The following is a 22,367-nucleotide window of genomic DNA, read 5'->3' as shown; positions in this document are numbered from 1 at the left end:
TGGCGTTAATATATGACAAATAAATGACAGTATTGTTACTGCTCGCTGAACGCTTCGTCGATGTCGACCACCAGATCGTCGGAGAGGGATTCCAGTGCGGTGATCAGCGCATCCATCGCGAGCCCGTCGGGCAGGGCAACCAGCGCATGGGCATAGAAGAGCGGGGCGCCGGAGTGGGGAGCCGGTTCACAGCCAGTGGTGAGATCGGCCACGTTGATCTCGAGCTGGCGCAGGATGCTGGCTACTTCATGGACGATGCCGGGGCGGTCGTTGCCGGTCACCGTCATCATGACTTGATGGGCTGGCTCGGCGGTCGGTGTCCCTTCGGCAAAGCTGATGGTCAGACCCGGTAGCAGGGCCAGTGCTTCGCACAGGCTGCGATAGTGCTCATCGGGGACAGAGACATGGAGGATACCGGCAAACTGGCCCGCCAGTTCGCTCATGGCGCTGCCCAGCCAGTTGCCCTGCTCGCGGCTGATGACAGCTGCCAGACTTTCGACGATCCCGGGTTTGTCTGCACCGATCACGGTGACCACCAATTGCTTTTGCATCCTGCTCTCCTTGAAATGGGATTTCTTGCTCTATCCCTATTGTGCCTGCTGGGACTGGTCATATGAACCCCCGCCTGCTGACAAATAGATAAAAAGACGGGACTTTTCACTTTCTATACACGGGTCTGCTGCCTTGCTCCGTGGCGGCTGTGGTAAAGTAATTCCCCTTTCGTGTCGTGAACTGGATCGTGCTCTCATGAATACCCTTGTCCTATCGGGATTGTTGTTGCTGGCGCTGCTTGTGCTGGCGATCTTCTGGAGTAGAGGCAGACAGCAAAAGCGCCTGCCCTATGATATGCAGGAGACCCTGTTCAGTCCCGCCGAGCGATCCTTCCTCGGGGTGCTGGATCTGGCGGTGGGTGACAAGGCCCGGGTCCTTGCCAAGGTGCGGGTGGCCGATGTGCTGACGCCGCAGGCCGGGATCGGCAAAAGCAAATGGCAGCAGTACTTCAACAAGATCAGCGCCAAGCATTTCGACTATCTGCTTTGCCACCCCGCGGATCTCTCCTTTATCTGTGCCATCGAACTCGATGACAGCTCCCATCGTCACCAGAAGCGCAAGGCGCGGGATCTCTTTCTGAAAACCGCCTGCGACAGCGCCGGTCTGCCGTTGCTGCAGATCCCGGCAAGTGCCAGCTATCTGGTGGAAGAGCTGCGCGAACAGATCCTGCCGCTGCTGGTCAAAACCAGCGAACCATTGATCGACGATCTGCCGCACGGGGCGCGCCGTGAGCCGACGTTCAACCCTCTGCTGCTGGACGGCGTGGATGTCGGTGCCGGGATGCGTGGCCGCACTGCCCATGCCGAGGCCATCTCGCCTGCGTCGCTCCACGAGCCCGCCATTCAGGCCAAGGGGATGGTGGAGGCGCCACAGAGTGAGGGGGAGCTGGTCGATGGCTTGTTCGCCGATGTAGAGGATGATGAAGAGCACGAGGTGCACCACTGCCCTCGTTGTGATGCGCCGCTGGTGGAGCGGGAGGCGAAAAAAGGCCCCCACGCCGGTCGACTCTTTCTGGCTTGCAGCCGTTTCCCCGAGTGTCGTTACGCGGCGCCGCACCACCATAATCGCCATTGAGTGCTCTTCACCGTGTCCCATGCTGCCCTCTGAAGAGGGCAGTTTTCTTTCCGCCATTGGCGGCGTTTGTTAACGGCGCCAATGCAGAAAATTCCTCGGCAAAATTTATCTAATCTCCCGTTTCTGTCGATACACTTAGCCTGAATACGACAATTTTTGACAATGTGTCGGAATTTTGGCACTTTGTGTGCCAGCAAAAAGACAGTCGGTAGCTGTTTTATCATTAAATAAAACAATAAGTTAGTTCAGGACATCGCGAGGAATGGATATGGTGGAGATGGGCGTGTTGATTGTTGATGCCGATGCGCAGCGGCGCCAACAGTTGGGAACCGTGCTCTCGTTTATGGGGATCCCGTGGCAGGAGGTGGCACAAAGCGATCTGGATGTGGCCATCGAATCCTCCGGTCCGCTGCAAGGGGTGCTGGTGGGTGAGCTGACCGACCGTCCCTTGTCAGAGCTGCTGGCTGCCTTCCCCCGTACCCCCTTCCTCTCGCTGGTTGAGGCCGATCTGCCCAACAGCAACTTTATCGGGGTCGCGCTCTCGCCTTTTACCTATGAATCCCTCACCCGTCATCTGCACTTCTGTCAGGCGTTCGTCTCCTTGCATCCCCGTCAGCAGACCCATGACAAGGGGCAGGCCCTGCTGCGCTTGCTGGTGGGTAAAGGGAAGGGGATCCAGGAGGTACGCCGCCTCATCAGCCAGGTGGCCGAGACCGATGCCAACGTGCTGATCCTTGGGGAGTCCGGCACTGGTAAAGAGGTGGTGGCTCGCGCCATCCACGAACTCTCTTCCCGCAGCAGTGGCCCCTTCGTGCCCATCAACTGCGGCGCTATTCCGGCCGAATTGCTGGAGAGCGAACTGTTTGGCCACGAGAAGGGGGCGTTTACCGGCGCCATCGCGGCTCGTCGCGGTCGCTTCGAGCTGGCGCAGGGGGGCACCCTGTTCCTCGACGAGATCGGCGATATGCCGATGCCGATGCAGGTCAAACTGCTGCGGGTGTTGCAGGAGCGGTTGTTCGACAGGGTTGGTGGCGGCAAGCCCATTCAGGCCGATGTGCGCATCATAGCGGCGACCCACCGGGATCTGGAGGCGATGATCCGCACTCAGGGTTTCCGCGAAGATCTCTACTACCGCCTCAACGTTTTCCCCATAGAGACGCCGCCGCTGCGGGATCGCATCGATGACATCCCGCTGCTGCTGCAGGAGCTGCTCAACCGCCATGCCGAGCAGCACCACGGCTTTATCCGGCTGACCCAGCGGGCGCTGGAGTCGCTGATGCAGTACCCCTGGCCCGGCAACGTGCGCGAGCTATCCAACCTGCTGGAGCGGCTGCTGATCCTCTACCCGCACCAGATCGTCGATGTAGCCGATCTGCCGAGCCGTTATCGCCTGCTGCCGAGCGAGCCGCGGGATGAGCGGCTAACCGAGATGGATGAGCGGGATGCGCTGGCGGCGGTGTTCCAGGATCCGCCCGAGCTGGATCACGCCCTCGCCTCGGCCCGCACCATGCAGTTGCCGGAGGAGGGGGTCAACCTCAAAGAGATGCTGGCCGACCTTGAAGTGGAGCTGATCCGTCAGGCGCTGGAGTCTCAGGATGGGGTGGTGGCCCGCGCCGCCGATCTGCTCGGCATGCGCCGTACCACTTTGGTGGAGAAGATGAAAAAGTACGGGATGAGCAAAGACGTCTGAGGGTCAAAGCCTTGACGCCAATGCGCAATTAGTTGTTTTAATTCATATAATTTAGTGGCATGGAAATTGAATAACCTGACCCAATAGCCAGTTTGAGGTCAGGTTTATGACAATCCAGCAGCAGGACATGCCACTCCAGTCCCACGAAGTGAGCCAGCTCTATGCCATCTTCAAGGCGCTCCCCACCGGGGTGTTGCTGCTTGACGGGGCAGGGGTGGTCACCCGCGCGAATCCGGCTGCCATCTCCTTGCTGGGGGAGCCGTTGGAAGGGGAGCTCTGGCGCCACATCATTGCCCGCTGCTTTGAGCCGCGGGAGGATGATGGTCACGAGATCTCCCTGCGCGACGGGCGCCGGGTGCAGCTCTCGACCCAACCGCTGCCGGATCAGCCCGGCCAGCTGGTCTTTATCAATGACCTGACCGAAACCCGTAAACTGCAAGACCGCATCAACCACATGAAGCGGCTGTCGGCGCTGGGCAATATGGCGGCCTCGCTTGCCCACCAGATCCGCACGCCGCTCTCCGCTGCCATGCTCTATGCCGCCAACCTGGCCAACCGCACCCTCAAGCCGGAATCTCGCACTCAGTTTCAGCAAAAGCTGATGGCCCGTTTGCAGGATCTGGAGAAGCAGATCAACGACATCCTGCTGTTCGCCCGCAATGGCGACAATCAGGTGGTCACCCCCATCTCGGTACAAGGGCTGCTGGCCGAAGTGCAGGCCGGAGCCGAGGCTTTTTGCCAGCAGCAGGGCTGCGAGCTGCACATGGAGGCGCCGGAGCCCGATCTCTGTCTGCTGGCCAACAGCAGTGCGCTGGCGGGGGCCATCAACAACCTGATTGCCAATGCCCAGCAGGCAGGGGCCACGTCACTCTTGGTCAGCGCGGTGCGCAGCGGTGCCCGGGTGGAGATGCGGGTCATCGATAATGGCAAGGGGATCCCTTCCCATCAGCTCGGTCAGGTATTCGAACCCTTCTTTACCACTCGCTCCCAGGGCACAGGTCTCGGTCTTGCGGTGGTGCAATCTGTAGTGCGTGCCCATCAGGGGGAGGTCGGTGTGGCCTCGGTTCCCGGTGAAGGCACCTGCTTTACTCTGTCGTTCCCCCTGCACCAGCAACCGGTGCAGCTTGGAGGTGTAGCATGACACAGGCCAGGATCCTGGTAGTTGAAGATGACAATGGCCTGCGCGAAGCGCTGGTGGATACCCTGTTGCTCGGCGGTTATGAGTGCCGTGAAGCGGACAGCGGCGAGCGGGCTCTGCTGGCCCTCTCCCGTCAGCCGTTTGACATGGTGATCTCCGATATCCAGATGGGGGGGATGGACGGTCTCACCTTGCTGGCCACCATCCGCCAGCAATATCCGCAGATCCCTGTGCTGCTGATGACCGCCTACGCCAACATCGACGGCGCGGTGCGCGCCATGCGTGAAGGGGCCATCGACTATCTGGCCAAGCCATTTTCGCCGGAGGTGCTGCTCAATCAGGTCAGCCGCTATGTGCCCGCCCAAAAGGTGGAGAAGCGCGCCGTGGTCTACGGGGATCCCAAAACTGCCGAGCTGTTCCAGCTGGCGACCCGGGTGGCCAGAAGTGAAGCGACCGTGATGGTGACCGGCCCGAGCGGAACGGGTAAAGAGGTGCTGGCCCGTTACATTCACGACAATTCCAGCCGCGCCGAGCAGCCTTTCGTCGCCATCAACTGCGCCGCCATTCCGGAAAACATGTTGGAGGCGACCCTGTTTGGCTACGAGAAGGGGGCTTTCACCGGTGCGGTGCAGGGGTGCCCGGGCAAGTTCGAGCAGGCGCAGGGGGGCACCCTGCTGCTCGACGAGATCACCGAGATGGATCAGGGGCTGCAAGCCAAATTGCTGCGGGTGTTGCAGGAGAAAGAGGTGGAGCGGCTCGGCAGTCGCAAGATGATCCCGCTGGATGTGCGGGTCATCGCCACCAGCAACCGGGATTTGAAAAAAGCGGTGCAGGATGGCCTGTTTCGCGAAGATCTCTACTATCGCCTCAATGTCTTCCCGCTGCGCTGGTCTGCCCTGTGCGAGCGGCCCGGCGACATTCTGCCGCTGGCGGAACATCTGCTGGCGCTTCATGCCAGTCAGCAGGGGCTGCCGACACCACAGTTGACGGATGCCTCGCGGGAACGGCTGCTGGCTCACCCCTGGCCCGGCAACGTGCGGGAGCTGGACAACGTGGTACAGCGTGCCCTGATCCTCAGCCCCGACGGGGTCATTGATTGTGACCACATTATTCTGGAGGAGCTGGATGAGCAGGAGATGGAGTTTGTCAGCGTGGAGCGCAGCTATGGTGGCGATCGCCTCGGCAGCGAGCTCAAGCAGCAGGAGCACCAGATCATCCTCGACACCCTGCAAGATTGTAACGGCAGCCGCAAGGCGGTGGCCGACCGACTCGGCATCAGCCCGCGCACTCTGCGCTACAAGCTGGCCCAGATGCGGGAGGCGGGGATCGACCTGCCAGCCTAAGGCATGTAGGGAAACCGCACTGTGTGGGGGCTGTCATGGTCTTGACGGCCCGGCTCGATTATCATGGGGCCCTTGGCGCTTTGAGCCTGGGCCCTGTTTTTATTGGTAAAGCAGGGGACCGAGCCTTAATAAGGGACCCCTATGATCTCTCATCGAAAACTCGAAACCGTACTGAACCATCTGCTCGAACCGCACGCTATCAAGGATTACTGCCCCAACGGCTTGCAAGTGGAGGGGCGCGAACGTATTCGCAAGGTAGTGACCGGTGTCACCGCCAGTCAGGCGCTTATCGACGCGGCGGTGGCTGCCGAGGCCGATGCCATTCTGGTCCATCACGGCTACTTCTGGAGCGGTGAACCGGCCCAGATCACCGGCATGAAGCAGCGTCGGCTCAAGACCCTGCTGACCCACGATATCAACCTGTTTGCCTACCATTTGCCGCTGGATGTCCATCCCGAGGTGGGTAACAACGCCCAGCTCGCCAAGCTGCTCGACATCAAGGTACGCCGCGGTCTAGAGCCGTGGAACAGCAAGAGCGTCGCCATGGTGGGCAAGCTGGAAGAGCCGATGAGTGGCGCCGACTTTGCCAAACTGATTGCCGAGCGCCTTGGCCGCGAGCCACTCTATTGTGGCGACAGCGGCCCCGAGCTTATCCGTTCCGTGGCCTGGTGCACCGGCGGCGGTCAGAGCTACATCAATCTGGCGGCGGAGCAGGGCATCGATGCCTTTATCTCCGGTGAAGCCTCAGAGCAGACCATTCACACCGCCCGCGAGATGGGGATGCACTTCTACGCCGCGGGCCATCACGCCACCGAGCGTTACGGCGTCAAGGCGCTGGGGGAGTGGCTGGCGACTGTGCACGGGCTGGATGTGACCTTTATCGATATCGACAATCCGGTCTAAACCTGTCCACGATCTGGCTACTAAACCGTGATCAAGGCTCATGTGCTGCTCTTCACCTTGTTGACGGTTTCTCGCTGCAGGTCGTGAACAGGTTTAAGCCTGTGCCTGTGGTGGGAAAATTCAGGAAATAAAAAGGAGGCCATCGGCCTCCTTTTTCACATTTCGACAAGACGTCTGCTTAATCGCAGGCGTAACCTGCGGGGGCCAGCAGGGCGCCATCCAGGTGCACAGCGCCGTCCACCATCTGCAGCCTGCCTTCGCAGAACCAGCGCACCACCAGCGGGTAGATGCTGTGCTCCTGCGCCTGTACCCGTGCCGCTACCTCGTCCGCCGTGTCCCCTTCAAAGATGGGCACGCGGGCCTGCAGGATAACCGGGCCACCATCTAGCTCTTCGGTGACAAAGTGGACACTGGCGCCGTGTTCACTGTCACCGGCATCTATGGCGCGCTGGTGGGTGTGCAGGCCCTGATACTTGGGCAGCAGGGAGGGGTGGATATTGATCATCCGCCCGGCGAAATGGCGCACCAGATCGCCGCTCAATATCCGCATAAACCCGGCCAGCACCACCAGATCCGGCTGATAGTCTGCCATCAGCGCCAGCAGGGCGGCGTCGTACTCCTCCCGGCTGGCAAACTGCTGCTGGGCCAGAATGGCGGTCGCCACGCCTGCTTCTTTGGCGCGAACCAGACCATAGGCATCGGCCTTGTTGCTGATGACGCCGACCACTTCACCGACAATCTTACCGCTGGCGCAGTGGTCGAGGATCGCCTGCAGATTGCTACCGCTGCCGGAGATTAGGACGAGGATCCGCATCATTTGATGACGACCTGCTCCTCACCGTCTGTTGCCTTGGCGATATGACCGATGTGCCATGCGTTCTCGCCTTCCGCTTTGAGCAGGGTCAGCGCCTTCTCCAGCTGATTGGCAGGCAGGGCGATGATCATGCCGACACCGCAGTTGAAGGTGCGATACATCTCGTGACGGGTGACGTTGCCAGCCTGCTGCAGCCAGCTGAACACCGCCGGCCACTGCCAGCTCTGCTCGTCGATCACCGCTTGAGTATTGGCAGGCAATACGCGGGGGATGTTCTCCCAGAAGCCACCGCCGGTGATGTGGGAGAGGGCGTGGATCTCGCACTCCTTGATGAGCTTGAGCACAGGTTTCACATAGATGCGGGTCGGCTCCAGCAGGGCGTTGGCCAGGGTGGTGTCACCCAGCGGCTGATGCACGTCGGCTTTGGAGACTTCCAGAATTTTACGGATCAGGGAGAAGCCGTTGGAGTGAGGGCCGCTGGCGGCCAGCGCGATCAGGGCATCCCCTTCACCGACCTTACTGCCGTCGATGATTTCGCTCTTCTCCACCACACCGACGCAGAAACCGGCGATGTCGTAGTCTTCCCCTTCATACATACCCGGCATCTCGGCGGTCTCGCCGCCCACCAGGGCACAGCCTGACTGCTCGCAACCGGCACCGATCCCGGTGACCACCGCGGCCGCGGTGTCCACGTCCAGCTTGCCGGTTGCATAGTAGTCGAGGAAGAACAGCGGCTCGGCGCCCTGTACGATCAGGTCATTAACGCACATGGCAACCAGATCGATGCCCACGGTGTCGTGCTTCTTCAGGTCGATAGCCAGCCGCAGCTTGGTGCCCACACCATCGGTACCGGAGACCAGTACCGGCTCCTTGTAGCCCGCAGGGATTTGACACAAGGCCCCAAAGCCGCCAAGACCACCAAGGACTTCAGGACGACGAGTGCGCTTTGACACGCCCTTGATACGTTCAACCAGTGCATTGCCGGCATCGATATCTACGCCAGCATCCTTGTAGCTCAGTGAGGTTTTGTCAGTCACGAGTATTCCCCGTCATGTAAAGAAGTGGAGGGTAAAATTCGGGGCGTATTCTAACAGTGGCGGTGAAAAACCAGAAAGGAAATCGTTTGCGCGTTTTTGCGCGGAAATGCTCTACAAGCGGTGGCTTTTGTTGTATGATTCCGCGATTTTTTTGCGGCAGGTTAGAGGAGATAATAATGAAAGTCGTTGAAGTCAAACACCCCCTGGTCAAACACAAGATCGGTCTGATGCGTGAAGGCGATATCAGCACCAAGCGTTTCCGTGAACTGGCCAAAGAAGTGGGCAGTTTGTTGACCTATGAAGCGACCTCTGACTTCGAAACCGAGAAGGTTATCATCGATGGCTGGAATGGGCCAGTAGAAGTTGACCAGATCAAAGGCAAGAAGGTAACCGTCGTACCCATCCTGCGTGCCGGCCTTGGCATGATGGATGGCGTGCTGGAGCACATGCCGAGCGCCCGCGTCAGCGTGGTCGGTATCTACCGCGATGAAGAGACCCTGCAACCGGTTCCCTATTTCGAGAAGATCGTCAGCAACATCGAAGAGCGTCTGGCGCTGGTCATCGATCCGATGCTGGCCACCGGCGGCTCCATGATCGCCACCATCGATCTGCTGAAGAAGAAAGGCTGCCAATCCATCAAGGTGCTGGTACTGGTTGCCGCGCCGGAAGGGATCAAGGCGCTGGAAGCCGCTCACCCTGATGTAGAGCTCTACTGTGCTTCTGTCGACCAGGGGCTGAACGAGAAAGGCTACATCGTGCCGGGTCTGGGCGATGCAGGCGACAAGATCTTCGGTACCAAATAAGTTTATGCCTTGACCCGCTTCCCATGTGGAAGGGGTGATCGGAGCCGGCGCATCGCCGGCTCTGCTGTTTGTGGCCACTTGTGCCAGCCTTGCCGCAGGATGCGCCTTGCCGCTACCATAAGCACACTCTCCCATTTCGAGACTTTGTTCATGTTCAAACGTGTTGTGACCGCCCTCTGCTGCGGCTTGTCATTCATGGCCTCGGCCGCTCAGGTGACCGACCTCTATCAGGGCAAGGCCCCGACCAGTGGTGACATGGTGGCCGCTCAGGGGCAGGCACTGGGTCAGGTGCTGATCAAGGTGACCGGCAAGCGCAACATCCTCACCCAGCCGGTGGTGGTCAAGGCGCTGGCGGCGCCGGGCGACTATGTCAAAAGCTATGGCTATCAGGATCAGGACTCCGTCAAGTATCTGAAAGCCGAGTTCAAGAGTGACAAGGTCAACAGCCTGGTCTCCGAGAGCCAGTTTGCCCTGCTTGGCCCGGCGCGTCCCCAGATGGCCATCTGGCTGGTGGTGGATCAGGGGGAGCGTCGCTTGCTGGCGGATCAATCCAGCGATGGTTGGGCGCAAGCCTTGCGCGAGCAGGCCCAGACGCTGGGGCTGCCCATCAGCATTCCGCTGATGGATCTCGATGACAACATGGCGGTCAGTGCCACCGACGTCTGGGGACGCTTTGCCGACCCGATTTTGCAGGCAAGCCAGCGCTATGGCGCCGAGATGGTGGTGTTGGGCAAGCTGACTCCTGAAGGTGACAAGTGGAGCATCGATTGGGGACTCTACGGCCCCAAAGCAGCCGGTGAAGTGACCGAGCTGACCCGTGGCAATAGCACCGGCACTCAAGCCGAAGTGGCGCAAGGGTTTGCCGATACCCTGGCGGCCTGGCTGGTGAAAAACTACGGTGCCCGCATTTCTGGTCCGGCAACCAGCCAGACCCTGGTGGTAGATGGCCTCTCCGAAGTGGACAGCATGATCGCCGTGCAGAAGATGCTGCAGGGGATGGCCAACGTCAGCAAGGTGGCGATCGGCAAGCTGGAGGGGGACCAGATCACCTTCAACTTTACCCTGCAAGGGGATCAGGCCGAACTGGTGCGGGCACTGCAGCTCGAGAGTCGTTTGCGCAAGGTTGACGATAATGGCAGCGGTTTGCGTTACCAATGGTCGCAGCCCTGATTTTATAAGGCTTTTGTAGACCGCCCGGCTTGTCCGGGCGGTTCTCTATCTGCCTTTGCGATGATACACTTAGCCACAAATATCACAGTCAAAGCCCAACGAGTGAAGCAACCGGCCCAACTGTCTTTAGCCGTACAACTACCGGATGATGAAACCTTCGTCAGTTTTTATCCCGGCAACAATGCTCATCTGATCACCGCCCTCAAGAATGCGGCCATCGGTCAGGGGTCGCCTTTCCTCTATTTCTGGGGAGCCAAGGGATCCGGACGCTCTCATCTGCTCCACGCCACCTGTGCCGAGGTCAACGCCCGCGATGCGGCGGCGGCCTATCTCTCCCTCGATCAATTTGAACAGCTCGATCCCAGCATGCTCGATGCCCTCGAAAGCTTGCCGCTGGTCTGTCTCGACAGCCTTGAGGCCATCGCTGGCAATGCCGTGTGGGAGCGGGCGCTGTTCGATTTCTACAACCGCTGGCAGGAGAAGGGTGAGGGGACGCTGGTGGTCACCGGCTGCAGCGCACCGCGCAAACTGGGGCTGCAACTGCCGGATCTCGCCTCGCGCCTTGACTGGGGGGTGAGTTTCCATCTCGAAGAGCTGGATGATGAAGGCAAGCTCAGTGCCCTGCAGCTGCGTGCTGAGCTGCGGGGCTTCAAATTGCCCATCGATGTGGGCCGCTTCCTGCTCAACCGACTCTCCCGCGATATGCGAACCCTGCTCACCACTCTCAATCAGCTCGACAACGCCTCATTTCGCGCCAAGCGCAAGCTGACCATTCCCTTTGTCAAAGAGATCCTCGAGCTCTGAGCTTCTCGACTGTGTGCAGTTGTGCGCCTGACTTTCGTTTGAATTACAGATAAAAAGAAACCCCGGCATCAGGCCGGGGTTTTGCTATTTCAAGGCAGCTCTCTTATTAGTGGAACTGATCTTCTTCGGTGGAGCCGGTCAGGGCGGTGACCGAGGATTGGCCACCCTGAATGACAGTGGTCACCTTGTCGAAGTAACCGGTACCAACCTCCTGTTGGTGTGCCACGAAGGTGTAGCCACGGCTGGCGGCGGCAAATTCCGGCTCCTGCACCATCTCGACGTAGTGCTTCATCCCTTCGCCACGGGCGTACTGGTAGGCCAGTTCGTACATGTGGAACCACATGTTGTGGATACCCGCGAGGGTGATGAACTGGTACTTGTAGCCCATGTCGGAGAGCTCCTGCTGGAAGCGGGCGATGGTGGCATCGTCCAGATTCTTCTTCCAGTTGAAGCTCGGGGAGCAGTTGTAGGCCAGGATGCGATCCGGGAACTTGGCCTTGATTGCTTCGGCAAATTTACGCGCTTCGTCCAGATCCGGCTTGGCGGTTTCACACCACACCATGTCGGCGTAGGGGGCGTAAGCCAGACCGCGAGCGATGGCCTGATCGATACCGGCACGTACCTTGTAGAACCCTTCAGCTGTACGCTCGCCAGTCAGGAAGTCTGCATCGTACGGGTCGGCGTCGGTGGTCAACAGGTCAGCGGCGTTGGCGTCGGTACGGGCGATCACCAGGGTGGTGGTGCCGCACACATCAGCTGCCAGACGGGCTGCAACCAGCTTCTGCACCGCTTCCTGAGTCGGTACCAGCACCTTGCCGCCCATATGGCCGCATTTTTTCACCGATGCCAGCTGATCTTCGAAGTGCACGCCAGCGGCGCCCGCTTCAATCATCCCCTTCATCAGTTCGAAGGCGTTCAGCACGCCGCCGAAACCGGCTTCAGCATCGGCCACGATCGGCAGGAAGTAGTCGATAAAGCCCTCATCCTGCGGTCCTACCTTGTTGGCCCACTGGATCTGGTCGGCACGGGCGAAGGAGTTGTTGATGCGCTCCACCACGGACGGTACCGAGTTGGCCGGGTAGAGGGACTGATCCGGATACATGGTGGAGGACAAGTTGTTGTCCGCCGCCACCTGCCAGCCGGAGAGGTAGATCGCCTCGATCCCCGCCTTGGCCTGCTGCACTGCCTGACCACCGGTCAGGGCGCCGAGGCAGTTGACATAGCCTTTCTTGGCGTCGCCGTGGATCAGACCCCACAGCTTGTCGGCACCACGCTGGGCCAGGGTGTGCACCGGCTGCAAGCTGCCGCGCAGATTCACCACGTCTTCGGCGCTGTAGCCGCGCTTGATCCCTTTCCAGCGGGGGTTTTCCGCCCAGTCTTTCTCGATAGCCTGGATCTGTTGCTCACGGGTCAGTGCCATATCAGTTCCCTCTTTCATTGATTTCACGTTTCCATTGACTTGTTATTGGCGAGCCCCGCTGGGGGCCCGTGATTCAGAGCCGCTCGTAACCGGGCAGCGTCAGAAAATCGATCAGGGTATCGGCGCAGGTGATCTCTTCCATCAGCTCGCTTGCCTCGGCAAAGCGTCCTGCCTGCCAGCGCGCAGTACCCACCTCGGCTTTGACCACCTCCAGCTCCTCGGCCAGCATCTGGCGGAACAGCTCTTTGGTCACCACCTTGCCATTCGACAGGCTCTTGCCGTGGCGGATCCACTGCCAGATGGAGGTGCGGGAGATCTCGGCGGTGGCGGCATCTTCCATCAGACCGTAGATGGGGACGCAGCCGTTGCCGTTGATCCAGGCCTCCAGATATTGCAGGGCAACCCGGATATTGGTGCGCATCCCTGCCTCGGTGCGCTCGCCCTCACAGGGTGCCAGCAGGTCGGCGGCAGTGATGGGGGCATCCTGCTCGCGCAGTACGCCGATCTGGTTCTTGGCGCCAGCCGCAATGGTGGCGTTGAACACCGCCATGGCGGTATCAGCCAGGCCAGGGTGGGCGACCCAGGTACCATCGTGGCCGTTGTTGGCTTCGCGTTCCTTGTCGGCCTTGACCTTGGCGAAGACCTGCTCGTTGGCGGCAGCGTCTTTGGCCGGAATAAAGGCGGCCATGCCACCCATCGCCAGCGCACCGCGCTTGTGACAGGTCTTGATCAGCAGCCGCGAGTAGGCGGAGAGGAACGGCTTGTCCATGGTGACCACCTGACGATCAGGCAGGACCCGATCCGGATGGTTCTTCAAGGTTTTGATATAGCTGAAGATGTAGTCCCAGCGGCCGCAGTTCAGCGCAACGATGTGATCCTTCATTTGATAGAGCAGCTCATCCATCTCGAATACGGCTGGCAGGGTTTCAATCAGCACGGTGGCCTTGATGGTGCCACGGGGCAGACCAAACTTGTCCTCGGTCCAGGCGAACACCTCGCTCCACCAGCGCCCTTCCAGATGGCTCTGCAGCTTGGGTACATAGAAGTAGGGGCCGGAGCCTTTGGCCAGCAGCGCCTGATAGTTGTGCAGGAAGTAGAGGGCAAAATCGAACAGGCCACCGGGGATGGGCTCGCCATCGAAGGTGACATGTTTTTCCGGCAGGTGGAGACCGCGTACCCGGCAGATGAGGACGGCCGGATTGGCGTTCAGGGTATAAGCCTTTCCTTCCGGACTGGTGTAAGAGATGGTGCCGTTGACCGCATCGCGCAGGTTGATTTGGCCCTCGATCACCTTATTCCAGGCGGGAGCCAGTGAATCCTCGAAATCTGCCATGAACACCTTGACGTTGGCGTTGAGGGCGTTGATCACCATCTTGCGCTCGACCGGGCCGGTGATCTCCACACGGCGGTCTTGCAGGTCGGCGGGAATGCCGCGAATGGTCCAGTCACCTTCACGGATGTGGGCGGTTTCCGGCAGGAAGTCCGGCAGCTCGCCGCCATCTATACGGGCCTGGCGTGCCACACGTTGTTTCAGCAATTCCCCTCTTTGGGGAGCAAAACGTTCCACCAGTTCGGAGACCAGAGCCACCGCGTCCGGCGTCAGAATTTGCGCGTATTCGGGCAGCATCTCGCCCTGGATGCGAAGGCGGGCGCTGCAGTGGGTCTGAGCCGGTGCCGACATAAGGTTCACTCCTTTGAGAATTACATTTTGAACTTACTGACTACGACTAAAGTCGAATCCCTGTTCCTGAAACGTTCCCGCAACAACGGGATAACACGATTGATAAGGTGCGAAATATTGTTGAGTACGTCAACAGTTTTTTTTAAACACTTGTTTTTTGGATATGGTTAAGTTGATGTTTTTTATTACTTTATTTGGTTGGTATAAAAGCTCTACGCAGATGGTTATGCTCCTGCTTTTTCCCATCGGACAACGGCTAATTTGGGCCGTTACCCTGCCCCTCATTTTGTAACTTGTTACGTAATAAAATTACAAATGCAAAAACAAATCCCGACCTAACTCCAGGCTTTGCCAAAACAGCCGTATAAAGCGCGTTTGAATGTGGCAATGAATGTTTTGCTAATGCTAGACCTGATTGGTGAACGTGCGTTTTAAACTTGGTGTGGTGACGCAGGCTCTGTTGGCACCAGCGGTTGCAACGATGGAAAGTGAAGCGCAATAACGTAGGTTTGTATCAATTGTCGGGGGGAATGCTGGAGAGGGAAGGGGGAGACGCATTAGTCAATAATACTGCCATCCTTGATAGAATTAGCAGTTTGTCGTTTTTTGCAGATTTCTCGCCAAGGGTGTGAAACTGAGTGTGTTGAACAGGCGATGCCCCAGTGATTGAGCGGCCATCTGGCCGGGCTCAATAGTCATCATCCGGTTCGGCAAGATCGATCACATCCAGCTGGATGACCTGTTCATTTTCGCTTTCGGTGTGGCAAGGGGTGTCGTGAGGAACGGAGTAAAGCGTAATGGCGGGTGCGAAATCGGTGTTCTGGTTCATGCCTGGTCCTGTGTTGCACGCAAGCCGGACAGTGATCCCTTCACTCGTGTTTCCACCTCCTTGTGTTGTCTACCGGCGGAAAGTTGCGCATATTAATGAGTTCGGAAAAAAGATTCAAGTGGTTCTGAGTGTTTTTTGTTCTTGGTAGGCTGGCGTTGTCAGGAGGATAAATCGGAGGCAAAAAAATAGCCCAGTCGTTTGACTGAGCTATTCTCGGGGAAAATGGTCGGTGTGAGAGGATTCGAACCTCCGACCCTCTACACCCCATGCAGATGCGCTACCTGGCTGCGCTACACACCGACGGAGTCAGACTCGGCTGACGGGGAGGAAGTCTAATAGCATGGCCAAACGGGTGCAACTCCTTTTTTATCATAGAGATGCCGATTGCTTCTTTATTGCTCAGTCTGGATGTGGCTTGGGTCTGACGTGCAGATTTGGCATAATCGCCGCCCTGTCACCGCGAGCTATCATGCCTGCTATCTATGGAATCATCTGACAGGTATGAATAGCTGGAATGCAAACAGCACAATTGAACAATATAAAGAGGGGATGGGCGTGAAACCATCAGAGGTCCCAGAAATACCTAGTCAGGCACAGAGTCAAACCGAGCAGGACGAACAGTGGATGCGCCATGCCATGGCATTGGCCGCCCGGGCCGAAGGGATTGGCGAGATCCCGGTCGGTGCCGTACTGGTGCTGGATGGTCAGGTGGTGGGCGAGGGGTGGAACCGCTCCATCAGCGAACACGATGCCTGTGCCCATGCCGAGGTGATGGCAATCCGGGCGGCGGGCAAGCAGCTGGCGAACTACCGCCTGCTCGACACCACTCTTTATGTGACGCTGGAGCCCTGCTGTATGTGTGCCGGTGCGCTGATCCATAGCCGGGTCAAGCGGGTGGTTTACGGCGCCCGAGATCTCAAGACCGGTGCCGCGGGGTCGGTGTTCGAGATCTTGCAGGACCCGCGCCACAACCACAGTGTCGAGCTGACCAGCGGTGTGCTGGCCGATGCCTGCTCGGCCCAGTTGTCGGCCTTCTTCAAGCGCCGTCGCGCCGAGAAAAAGGCGGCCAAACTGGCGCTGCAACAATCAAACGATATCCTTTCCTGAATCATTCGGGGGCAGCGCAGGCTGCCCTTGCTGATTATCAGCATAAATATCCCTTTATAAACAATACATTACACTCGCCCGCCTTCGAAGGGATCCCCGCCTATTTTTCCGCTAACAACCTCTGTTAAAGCGTTCTCGATGTAACAAAACTGTCATGCAACCGCCATATAATGCCGCGAAGCCTAGCTTACATTGAGGTCTTGCATGTCATCGGAATCGTTAAACCTGGTCATGGCGGGCAGTAGAAAACGCCGGATCAAGGATAAATTGGCCAAATATGGCGTCACCACAGGCGGAGCCCTGGTACTGGTGGCGCTGCTGCTTATCTTCTTTTATCTGCTCTATGTGGTGAAACCCATCTTCAATGGCGCCTCCATGGAGCCGACAGCCTCGTTTACCCTGCCTGCCGCAGGGAAGACCGCCTGGCTCGGCGTGGAAGAGCAGAACGAGATCGGCTATCGCTTCAGCGATAAAGGGCAGGTCAACTTCTTTGCGGTGCAGGGAGATGACAAGATCAAGGTCGGCCAGTCACTGGGTCAGGCCCAGGTTGCTGGTGACATCACCACGGTAGCGACCCCGGCACCGGGCCAGCGGCTGATCGCTTACGGCTTTGCCGATGGCAAGGCGCAGGTCGTCCAGCCAGCGTTCAAGGTTTCCTATCCCAACGATGTTCGGGTGATTGAACCCAGCCTGCAATATCCCTTCGGCGAAGAGCCTGTGGTGATCGACCCGCAAGGGAAGGCATTGCAACTGATGGTGTTCGAAGCCACCAAGGACAAGATGGCGACCGCCGCCGTGACCGAAGATGGTCGTGGCGTGATGACGGTGATGAGCGGTGAGGAGAACTTCATCTCCGGGGAGATTGAGTGGAGCAGTGAAAACTACACGATTCCCTCCCTGCCGCGCCATGTGGATCAGATGTTGCTGACCCCCAATCTGCGCATCCTGTTCGTGCGCGAGGGCAATCGCCTCTCCGTCTATGACATTCATAACCTGAGCGAAATCTCCCTGCGCAACGTGCTGGAGATCAATGCCCCCAACGCCAATGTGACCCGGGTTCAGCTGCTCTCCGGCGCCTCTTCACTGCTGGTGGGTAATGACAACGGCGTGATTTCCCAGTGGTTCGAAGTGGCGAAGGATGGCAAACGCCAGTTCACCCAAATTCGTGACTTCAAGGGTGATGGTGCGGTAGATCTGCTGACTCCCGAGCACTTTCGCAAAGGCTTCATCAGTGCCGACAAGGATGGCATCATCAGCTTCTTCCACGCCACCGGCGAGACCAAGCTGCTGACCGAGACGGTGGAAGGGGGCGAACTCTCTGCCCTGGCCATCTCCCCCCGTCACAACCTGTTGCTGATGCAGCAAGGGAACAGCTTCAAGCTCTTCTCGGTGGAGAACGAACACCCCGAAGTGACCTGGTCTGCCCTCTGGCAACAGGTGTGGTATGAAGGGTATCCGGAGCCCCAGTATGTGTGGCAATCCACCTCCGCCAGCAACGACTTTGAAGCCAAGCTGAGTTTGGTGCCGCTGGTATTCGGTACGCTGAAAGCCTCTTTCTACGCCATGGTGTTTGCTGTGCCGCTCGGCGTGGCCGGTGCCATTTATACCGCCTACTTCATGTCGGCGGGGCTGCGCAAATACGTCAAGCCGACTGTCGAGATCATGGCGGCGCTGCCGACCGTTATCCTGGGCTTCCTGGCGGGTCTGTGGTTGGCGCCGATCATCGAGGGGGCGCTGCCCGGGGTGATCCTGCTGCTGATATTGCTGCCGATGGGGATGCTGCTGACTGCACTGCTCTGGAACTATCTGCCGGAGCGCGGCAAGTCCTTGCTGCCGGAGGGGTGGCACGCCATCCTGCTGATCCCGGTGCTGCTGCTGATTGGCTGGGGGGCCTTCGCCCTGAGCCCGCTCATCGAGAATGCTTTTATGCACGGCGATTCGCGCATCTGGCTGACTCACGAAATGGGCATCAAGTTTGACCAGCGCAACTCGCTGGTGGTCGGTATCGCCATGGGCTTTGCGGTCATCCCCACCATCTTCTCCATCGCTGAAGATGCGGTCTTCTCGGTGCCCAAGCACCTGACCCAGGGCTCGCTGGCGCTGGGGGCCACCCCGTGGCAGACCCTGAGCCGGGTGGTGATCCTCACCGCGAGCCCGGGCATCTTCTCTGCGGTGATGATGGGCCTCGGCCGCGCCGTGGGCGAGACCATGATCGTGCTGATGGCTACCGGCAACACCCCCATCATGGACTTCTCCATGTTCCAGGGGCTGCGCACCCTCGCCGCCAACATCGCGGTGGAGATGCCGGAATCGGAAGTGGGCAGCTCCCACTATCGGGTACTGTTCCTCGCGGCCTTCGTCCTGTTTGTGTTCACCTTTTTGTTCAACACCCTGGCCGAGTTTGTCCGTCAGCGGTTGCGTGAAAAATACAGCTCGATGTAAGGGGCGACTCTGTAATGGACAAGGAATCGACAATGGGTAAGTGGTTTAAATCAGGGGCCCCCTGGATCTGGATGACCGGCGGTGCCGTCAGCCTGAGTCTGGTGGCGGTACTGGGTCTGCTGCTGCTGATCGGCTGGCGTGGTCTGGTCTACTTCTGGCCGCACCCCATCTATGAGTGGCAGCTGGAAGATGCCAGCGGCAACAAGAGCGTACTGATCGGCGAGATCAACGATCGCGAGCAGGTACCGGTAGAGCGACTGCGCGCCGCAGGTCTGCCACTGGAAGGGGAAGAGCGCGAGCTGCTGACCCGCTATCTGGTCAAGACCGGCAACCGTGAGTTCGTTGACCTCGATTTTCGCTGGGTGCTGGAGACGGACATCAAGTCCCAGAGCCAGCCAGCCGAGCTGGCCATGGTTGAGCGTGCCACCAACGGCAACTTCTATGGCTATATCGTCGGGGTGAAAGAGGATGGCCGCGAGCTCACCTCTGATCTGCATCCTGCTCTGCAGCGGGTGCTGGCGCGAGCCAATGCCCTCTCCGAACAGGCCAACGATCTGCAAAAAGGGGATATCGGCAGCATCAACTATCAACTGGAGCGGCTGCGCCTGAAAGAGCGCAAGGCCGAGCTGGATGACAAGCTGACCGATCAGCTCAAAGCCGAACTGGCCAGCGAGCGTCAGGCCCTCAACGATCGCTATCAGGTGCTGGAAAAAGAGCTCTTCTCCCTGCGTAGCCAAGCGGACCGCGACGCCATCACCGTCAAGGATATGCGTGGCGAGCTGGTGACCATGCCGATGTCCAAGGTACTGGACGTGGTATGGCCCAACGACATGAGCCTGCTGGCAAAGGTGGGTCACTGGTTCCATCAGATCGGCAAGTTCGTCTCTGACGATCCCCGTGAAGCCAACACCGAGGGCGGGGTGTTCCCGGCCATCTTCGGCACCGTGTTCATGGTGTTCCTGATGGCGATCATCGTGACCCCGCTGGGGGTGGTGGCGGCAGTCTACCTGCACGAATACGCGGGCAAGAACAGTCTGACCAAGATCATCCGCATTGCGGTGATCAACCTGGCGGGCGTGCCCTCCATCGTCTACGGCGTGTTTGGTCTGGGCTTCTTCGTCTACACGCTCGGTGGTTCGCTGGATCAGCTGTTCTACCCGGAAGCGCTGCCGAGCCCGACCTTTGGCTCACCCGGCGTGATCTGGTCGGCGCTGACCCTGGCTATCCTGACCCTGCCGGTGGTGATTGTCTCCACCGAAGAGGGGCTGGCGCGGATCCCGAGCACCATCCGTCAGGGCTCGTTGGCACTGGGCGCGACCCAGGCCGAGACCCTGTGGCGCATCGTGCTGCCGATGGCGAGCCCGGCCATCATGACCGGCCTTATTCTGGCGATTGCCCGTGCAGCCGGTGAAGTGGCGCCGCTGATGCTGGTGGGGGTGGTAAAACTGGCACCGACCCTGCCGATGGATGGCAACTTCCCGTATCTGCATGTGGAGCGCAAGTTCATGCACCTGGGCTTCCACATCTATGACGTCGGCTTCCAGAGCCCCAACGTCGAGGCGGCCCGCCCGCTGGTCTACGCCACCTCCTTCCTGCTGGTGACGGTGATCGTGGGTCTGAACCTGACCGCTATCGGTATTCGTAACCACTTGCGCGAGAAATTCCGGTCGCTGGAGCATTAATCCGGCGCCGCATGAGTGATACAAGAGTGAGATAACAGAGGGGCGGCCGAGCGCGAGCCGCCATCTCTCTGCACCAATACGTGAGGGGCGCCGGCAGCTGTCCGGCCACTCCAGATAGATTTTGAGGTAACAGATGATCAACGTAACGACCACGTCTACCCAGCACACCGCGCTGGACCTGCTCAACCTGACCCCGGAGCAGACCGCGCTGGAGGTGAAGGATCTCAACCTGTACTACGGCAGCAAGCAGGCGTTGTTCAACGTCAACATGAAGATCCCCAAAGGGCAGGTGACCGCCTTTATCGGCCCGTCAGGCTGTGGCAAATCGACCCTGCTGCGCTGCATCAACCGGATGAACGATCTGGTGGAGATCTGCCGCATCGAGGGGGAAATCCAGCTGCACGGCCACAACATCTATGACAAGAGCGTCGATGTTTCCGCCCTGCGCCGTCAGGTGGGCATGGTGTTCCAGCGCCCGAACCCGTTCCCCAAGTCCATCTACGAGAACGTGGTCTATGGTCTGCGCCTGCAGGGGATCAACGATCGTCGCACTCTGGATGAAGCGGCCGAGCGCTCCCTGCGCGGTGCGGCCCTGTGGGACGAGGTGAAGGATCGTCTGCACGACAACGCCTTCGGTCTCTCCGGTGGTCAGCAGCAGCGTCTGGTGATTGCCCGTGCCATCGCCATCGAGCCGGAAGTGTTGCTGCTCGATGAGCCGACCTCGGCGCTCGACCCCATCTCCACCCTCACCATCGAGGAGCTGATCAACGAGCTCAAGAGCCAGTTCACCGTAGTGATCGTGACCCACAACATGCAACAGGCTGCGCGGGTGTCGGATCAGACTGCCTTCATGTATATGGGCGAGCTTATCGAGTACTCGGATACCAACACCATTTTCACCACCCCGGCCAAGAAAAAGACCGAAGATTACATTACCGGTCGTTACGGCTAAGGAGAGGAGAGGATGAATCTCAGCAAACAGATTGGCAGTCGGTTCAACGGCTAAGGCATAATCGGAGCAATCAAGGATTATTTGTATGGACAATATGAACCTCAATAAACACATCTCCGGTCAGTTCAATGCCGAGCTAGAGAGCGTGCGCAACCAGGTGCTGGTGATGGGCGGTCTGGTGGAGCAGCAGCTCACCGACGCCATTGCGGCGATCCACGATCAGGATCTCGATGCGGCGCGTAAAATCGTGGCCAACGACCACAAGGTCAACGCGATGGAAGTGGCGATCGATGAGGAGTGCACCCGCATCATCGCCAAGCGTCAGCCGACAGCCTCCGACCTGCGACTGGTGATGGCCATCATCAAGACCATCACCGATCTGGAGCGCATTGGCGACGTGGCCGACAAGATCGCCCGCATGCTGACCGACAACGCCAACAAGCCGCAGCCGCCGCTGGTGTCGCTGGAGAACATGGGCCGTCGTACCATCAAGATGCTGCACGATGTGCTCGACGCCTTCGCCCGCATGGATCTGGATGCGGCGCTGGCTGTCTACAAGGAAGATGACAAGGTAGACCGCGAGTACGAGTCCATCATCCGCGAGCTGATGACCTACATGATGGAAGATCCCCGCACCATCCCCCAGGTGCTCAACGTCCTGTGGGCGGCGCGAGCCATCGAGCGGGTCGGCGATCGCTGCCAGCACATCTGCGAGTACATCGTCTACTACGTGAAAGGCAAGGATGTGCGCCACACCAAGGCGGACGATCTGGGCACCCTACTGGGCAAGGGCTAACCGGAAGTGAATAAAAAGGCGCGTGAAGCGCCTTTTTTGTTGCATAACTGGTCGGAGTAAGATAAAGCCCCCAACTGGCTGTTTTCTGATAGAATACTCCCCCTGTGTGAGTCCCGGATGGGCTCACGGT

Annotated in this window: 19 protein-coding genes and 1 tRNA gene; 13 read left to right on the top strand and 7 right to left on the bottom strand. The window is 59.1% G+C overall.

Annotated elements, in window-relative coordinates; all coding sequences use genetic code 11:
- Nucleotides 1-35: 35 nt before the first annotated feature.
- Nucleotides 36-551 carry a glycine cleavage system transcriptional repressor gene (locus tag WBR25_RS13295; protein WP_139494531.1) on the bottom strand — a complete coding sequence of 172 codons (516 nt, stop codon included), beginning with the start codon at nt 549-551 and terminating at the stop codon, nt 36-38.
- Between the two features lie 196 nt (nt 552-747).
- On the opposite strand from WBR25_RS13295, the gene WBR25_RS13290 reads away from it, so the two are divergent.
- From WBR25_RS13290 to WBR25_RS13270, 5 genes are all read left to right on the top strand, one after another.
- Nucleotides 748-1,626 (top strand): DUF2726 domain-containing protein, encoded by an 879-nt coding sequence (locus WBR25_RS13290; RefSeq protein WP_139494532.1) that lies wholly within the window; start codon nt 748-750, stop codon nt 1,624-1,626.
- A 268-nt stretch (nt 1,627-1,894) separates the two neighbouring features.
- Nucleotides 1,895-3,316 carry a sigma-54 dependent transcriptional regulator gene (locus WBR25_RS13285; RefSeq protein WP_031227792.1) on the top strand — a complete coding sequence of 474 codons (1,422 nt, stop codon included), beginning with the start codon at nt 1,895-1,897 and terminating at the stop codon, nt 3,314-3,316.
- Between the two features lie 106 nt (nt 3,317-3,422).
- A complete protein-coding gene (locus WBR25_RS13280; protein ID WP_005334126.1) occupies nt 3,423-4,457 on the top strand; it encodes a sensor histidine kinase in 1,035 nt (344 codons plus the stop codon).
- Nucleotides 4,454-5,797, top strand: a complete 1,344-nt coding sequence (locus WBR25_RS13275) for a sigma-54-dependent transcriptional regulator (RefSeq protein ID WP_479748220.1) — start codon at nt 4,454-4,456, stop codon at nt 5,795-5,797. Before WBR25_RS13280 ends, WBR25_RS13275 begins: the two co-directional genes overlap by 4 nt.
- A 141-nt stretch (nt 5,798-5,938) precedes the next feature.
- Complete coding sequence (locus WBR25_RS13270; RefSeq protein WP_118853618.1) at nt 5,939-6,700, top strand: Nif3-like dinuclear metal center hexameric protein; 762 nt, start codon at nt 5,939-5,941, stop codon at nt 6,698-6,700.
- 178 nt (nt 6,701-6,878) lie between these two features.
- Here WBR25_RS13270 and purN read toward each other — a convergent pair whose 3' ends face one another.
- Complete coding sequence (gene purN / locus WBR25_RS13265) at nt 6,879-7,517, bottom strand: phosphoribosylglycinamide formyltransferase (RefSeq protein WP_479748217.1); 639 nt, start codon at nt 7,515-7,517, stop codon at nt 6,879-6,881.
- The gene (gene purM / locus WBR25_RS13260) at nt 7,514-8,551 is read right to left on the bottom strand and encodes a phosphoribosylformylglycinamidine cyclo-ligase (protein WP_335836776.1); all 1,038 of its coding nucleotides are present in this window, start codon (nt 8,549-8,551) and stop codon (nt 7,514-7,516) included. Before purM ends, purN begins: the two co-directional genes overlap by 4 nt.
- Before the next feature lie 176 nt (nt 8,552-8,727).
- On the opposite strand from purM, the gene upp reads away from it, so the two are divergent.
- From upp to hda, 3 genes are all read left to right on the top strand, one after another.
- Entirely contained in the window at nt 8,728-9,354 is a 627-nt protein-coding gene (gene upp, locus WBR25_RS13255) for a uracil phosphoribosyltransferase (RefSeq protein ID WP_005334115.1), read from the top strand.
- Between the two features lie 150 nt (nt 9,355-9,504).
- A complete protein-coding gene (locus WBR25_RS13250) occupies nt 9,505-10,524 on the top strand; it encodes a DUF2066 domain-containing protein (RefSeq protein WP_479748215.1) in 1,020 nt (339 codons plus the stop codon).
- Between the two features lie 102 nt (nt 10,525-10,626).
- A complete protein-coding gene (hda, locus tag WBR25_RS13245; RefSeq protein ID WP_013723920.1) occupies nt 10,627-11,328 on the top strand; it encodes a DnaA inactivator Hda in 702 nt (233 codons plus the stop codon).
- 106 nt (nt 11,329-11,434) lie between these two features.
- On the opposite strand, the gene aceA is transcribed toward hda, so the two are convergent.
- The 4 genes from aceA to WBR25_RS13225 all read right to left on the bottom strand — a co-directional run bounded on the left by aceA (nt 11,435) and on the right by WBR25_RS13225 (nt 15,558).
- Nucleotides 11,435-12,748: an isocitrate lyase gene (aceA, locus tag WBR25_RS13240; protein WP_005344572.1), complete on the bottom strand. Its 1,314-nt coding sequence runs from the start codon at nt 12,746-12,748 to the stop codon at nt 11,435-11,437.
- 73 nt (nt 12,749-12,821) lie between these two features.
- A complete protein-coding gene (gene aceB / locus WBR25_RS13235; RefSeq protein WP_479748212.1) occupies nt 12,822-14,429 on the bottom strand; it encodes a malate synthase A in 1,608 nt (535 codons plus the stop codon).
- A 688-nt stretch (nt 14,430-15,117) separates the two neighbouring features.
- A complete protein-coding gene (locus WBR25_RS13230) occupies nt 15,118-15,258 on the bottom strand; it encodes a hypothetical protein (protein ID WP_005334106.1) in 141 nt (46 codons plus the stop codon).
- Between the two features lie 223 nt (nt 15,259-15,481).
- Nucleotides 15,482-15,558 (bottom strand) — tRNA-Pro (locus WBR25_RS13225).
- A 249-nt stretch (nt 15,559-15,807) separates the two neighbouring features.
- Here WBR25_RS13225 and tadA point away from each other — a divergent pair.
- The 5 genes from tadA (at nt 15,808) to phoU (ending at nt 22,237) form a co-directional block, all read left to right on the top strand.
- Nucleotides 15,808-16,365: a tRNA adenosine(34) deaminase TadA gene (gene tadA / locus WBR25_RS13220; protein ID WP_479748210.1), complete on the top strand. Its 558-nt coding sequence runs from the start codon at nt 15,808-15,810 to the stop codon at nt 16,363-16,365.
- Nucleotides 16,366-16,569: 204 nt separating this feature from the next.
- Nucleotides 16,570-18,807 (top strand): ABC transporter permease subunit, encoded by a 2,238-nt coding sequence (locus WBR25_RS13215; RefSeq protein WP_058056059.1) that lies wholly within the window; start codon nt 16,570-16,572, stop codon nt 18,805-18,807.
- Between the two features lie 32 nt (nt 18,808-18,839).
- A complete protein-coding gene (pstA, locus tag WBR25_RS13210) occupies nt 18,840-20,489 on the top strand; it encodes a phosphate ABC transporter permease PstA (protein ID WP_019446688.1) in 1,650 nt (549 codons plus the stop codon).
- A 133-nt stretch (nt 20,490-20,622) separates the two neighbouring features.
- Complete coding sequence (pstB, locus tag WBR25_RS13205; protein WP_005334102.1) at nt 20,623-21,441, top strand: phosphate ABC transporter ATP-binding protein PstB; 819 nt, start codon at nt 20,623-20,625, stop codon at nt 21,439-21,441.
- 85 nt (nt 21,442-21,526) lie between these two features.
- Nucleotides 21,527-22,237: a phosphate signaling complex protein PhoU gene (phoU, locus tag WBR25_RS13200; RefSeq protein WP_005334097.1), complete on the top strand. Its 711-nt coding sequence runs from the start codon at nt 21,527-21,529 to the stop codon at nt 22,235-22,237.
- Nucleotides 22,238-22,367: the final 130 nt, after the last annotated feature.

The organism is Aeromonas sp. MTB (genome assembly GCF_056632455.1).
This window is presented reverse-complemented; position numbering and strand designations above follow the sequence as displayed.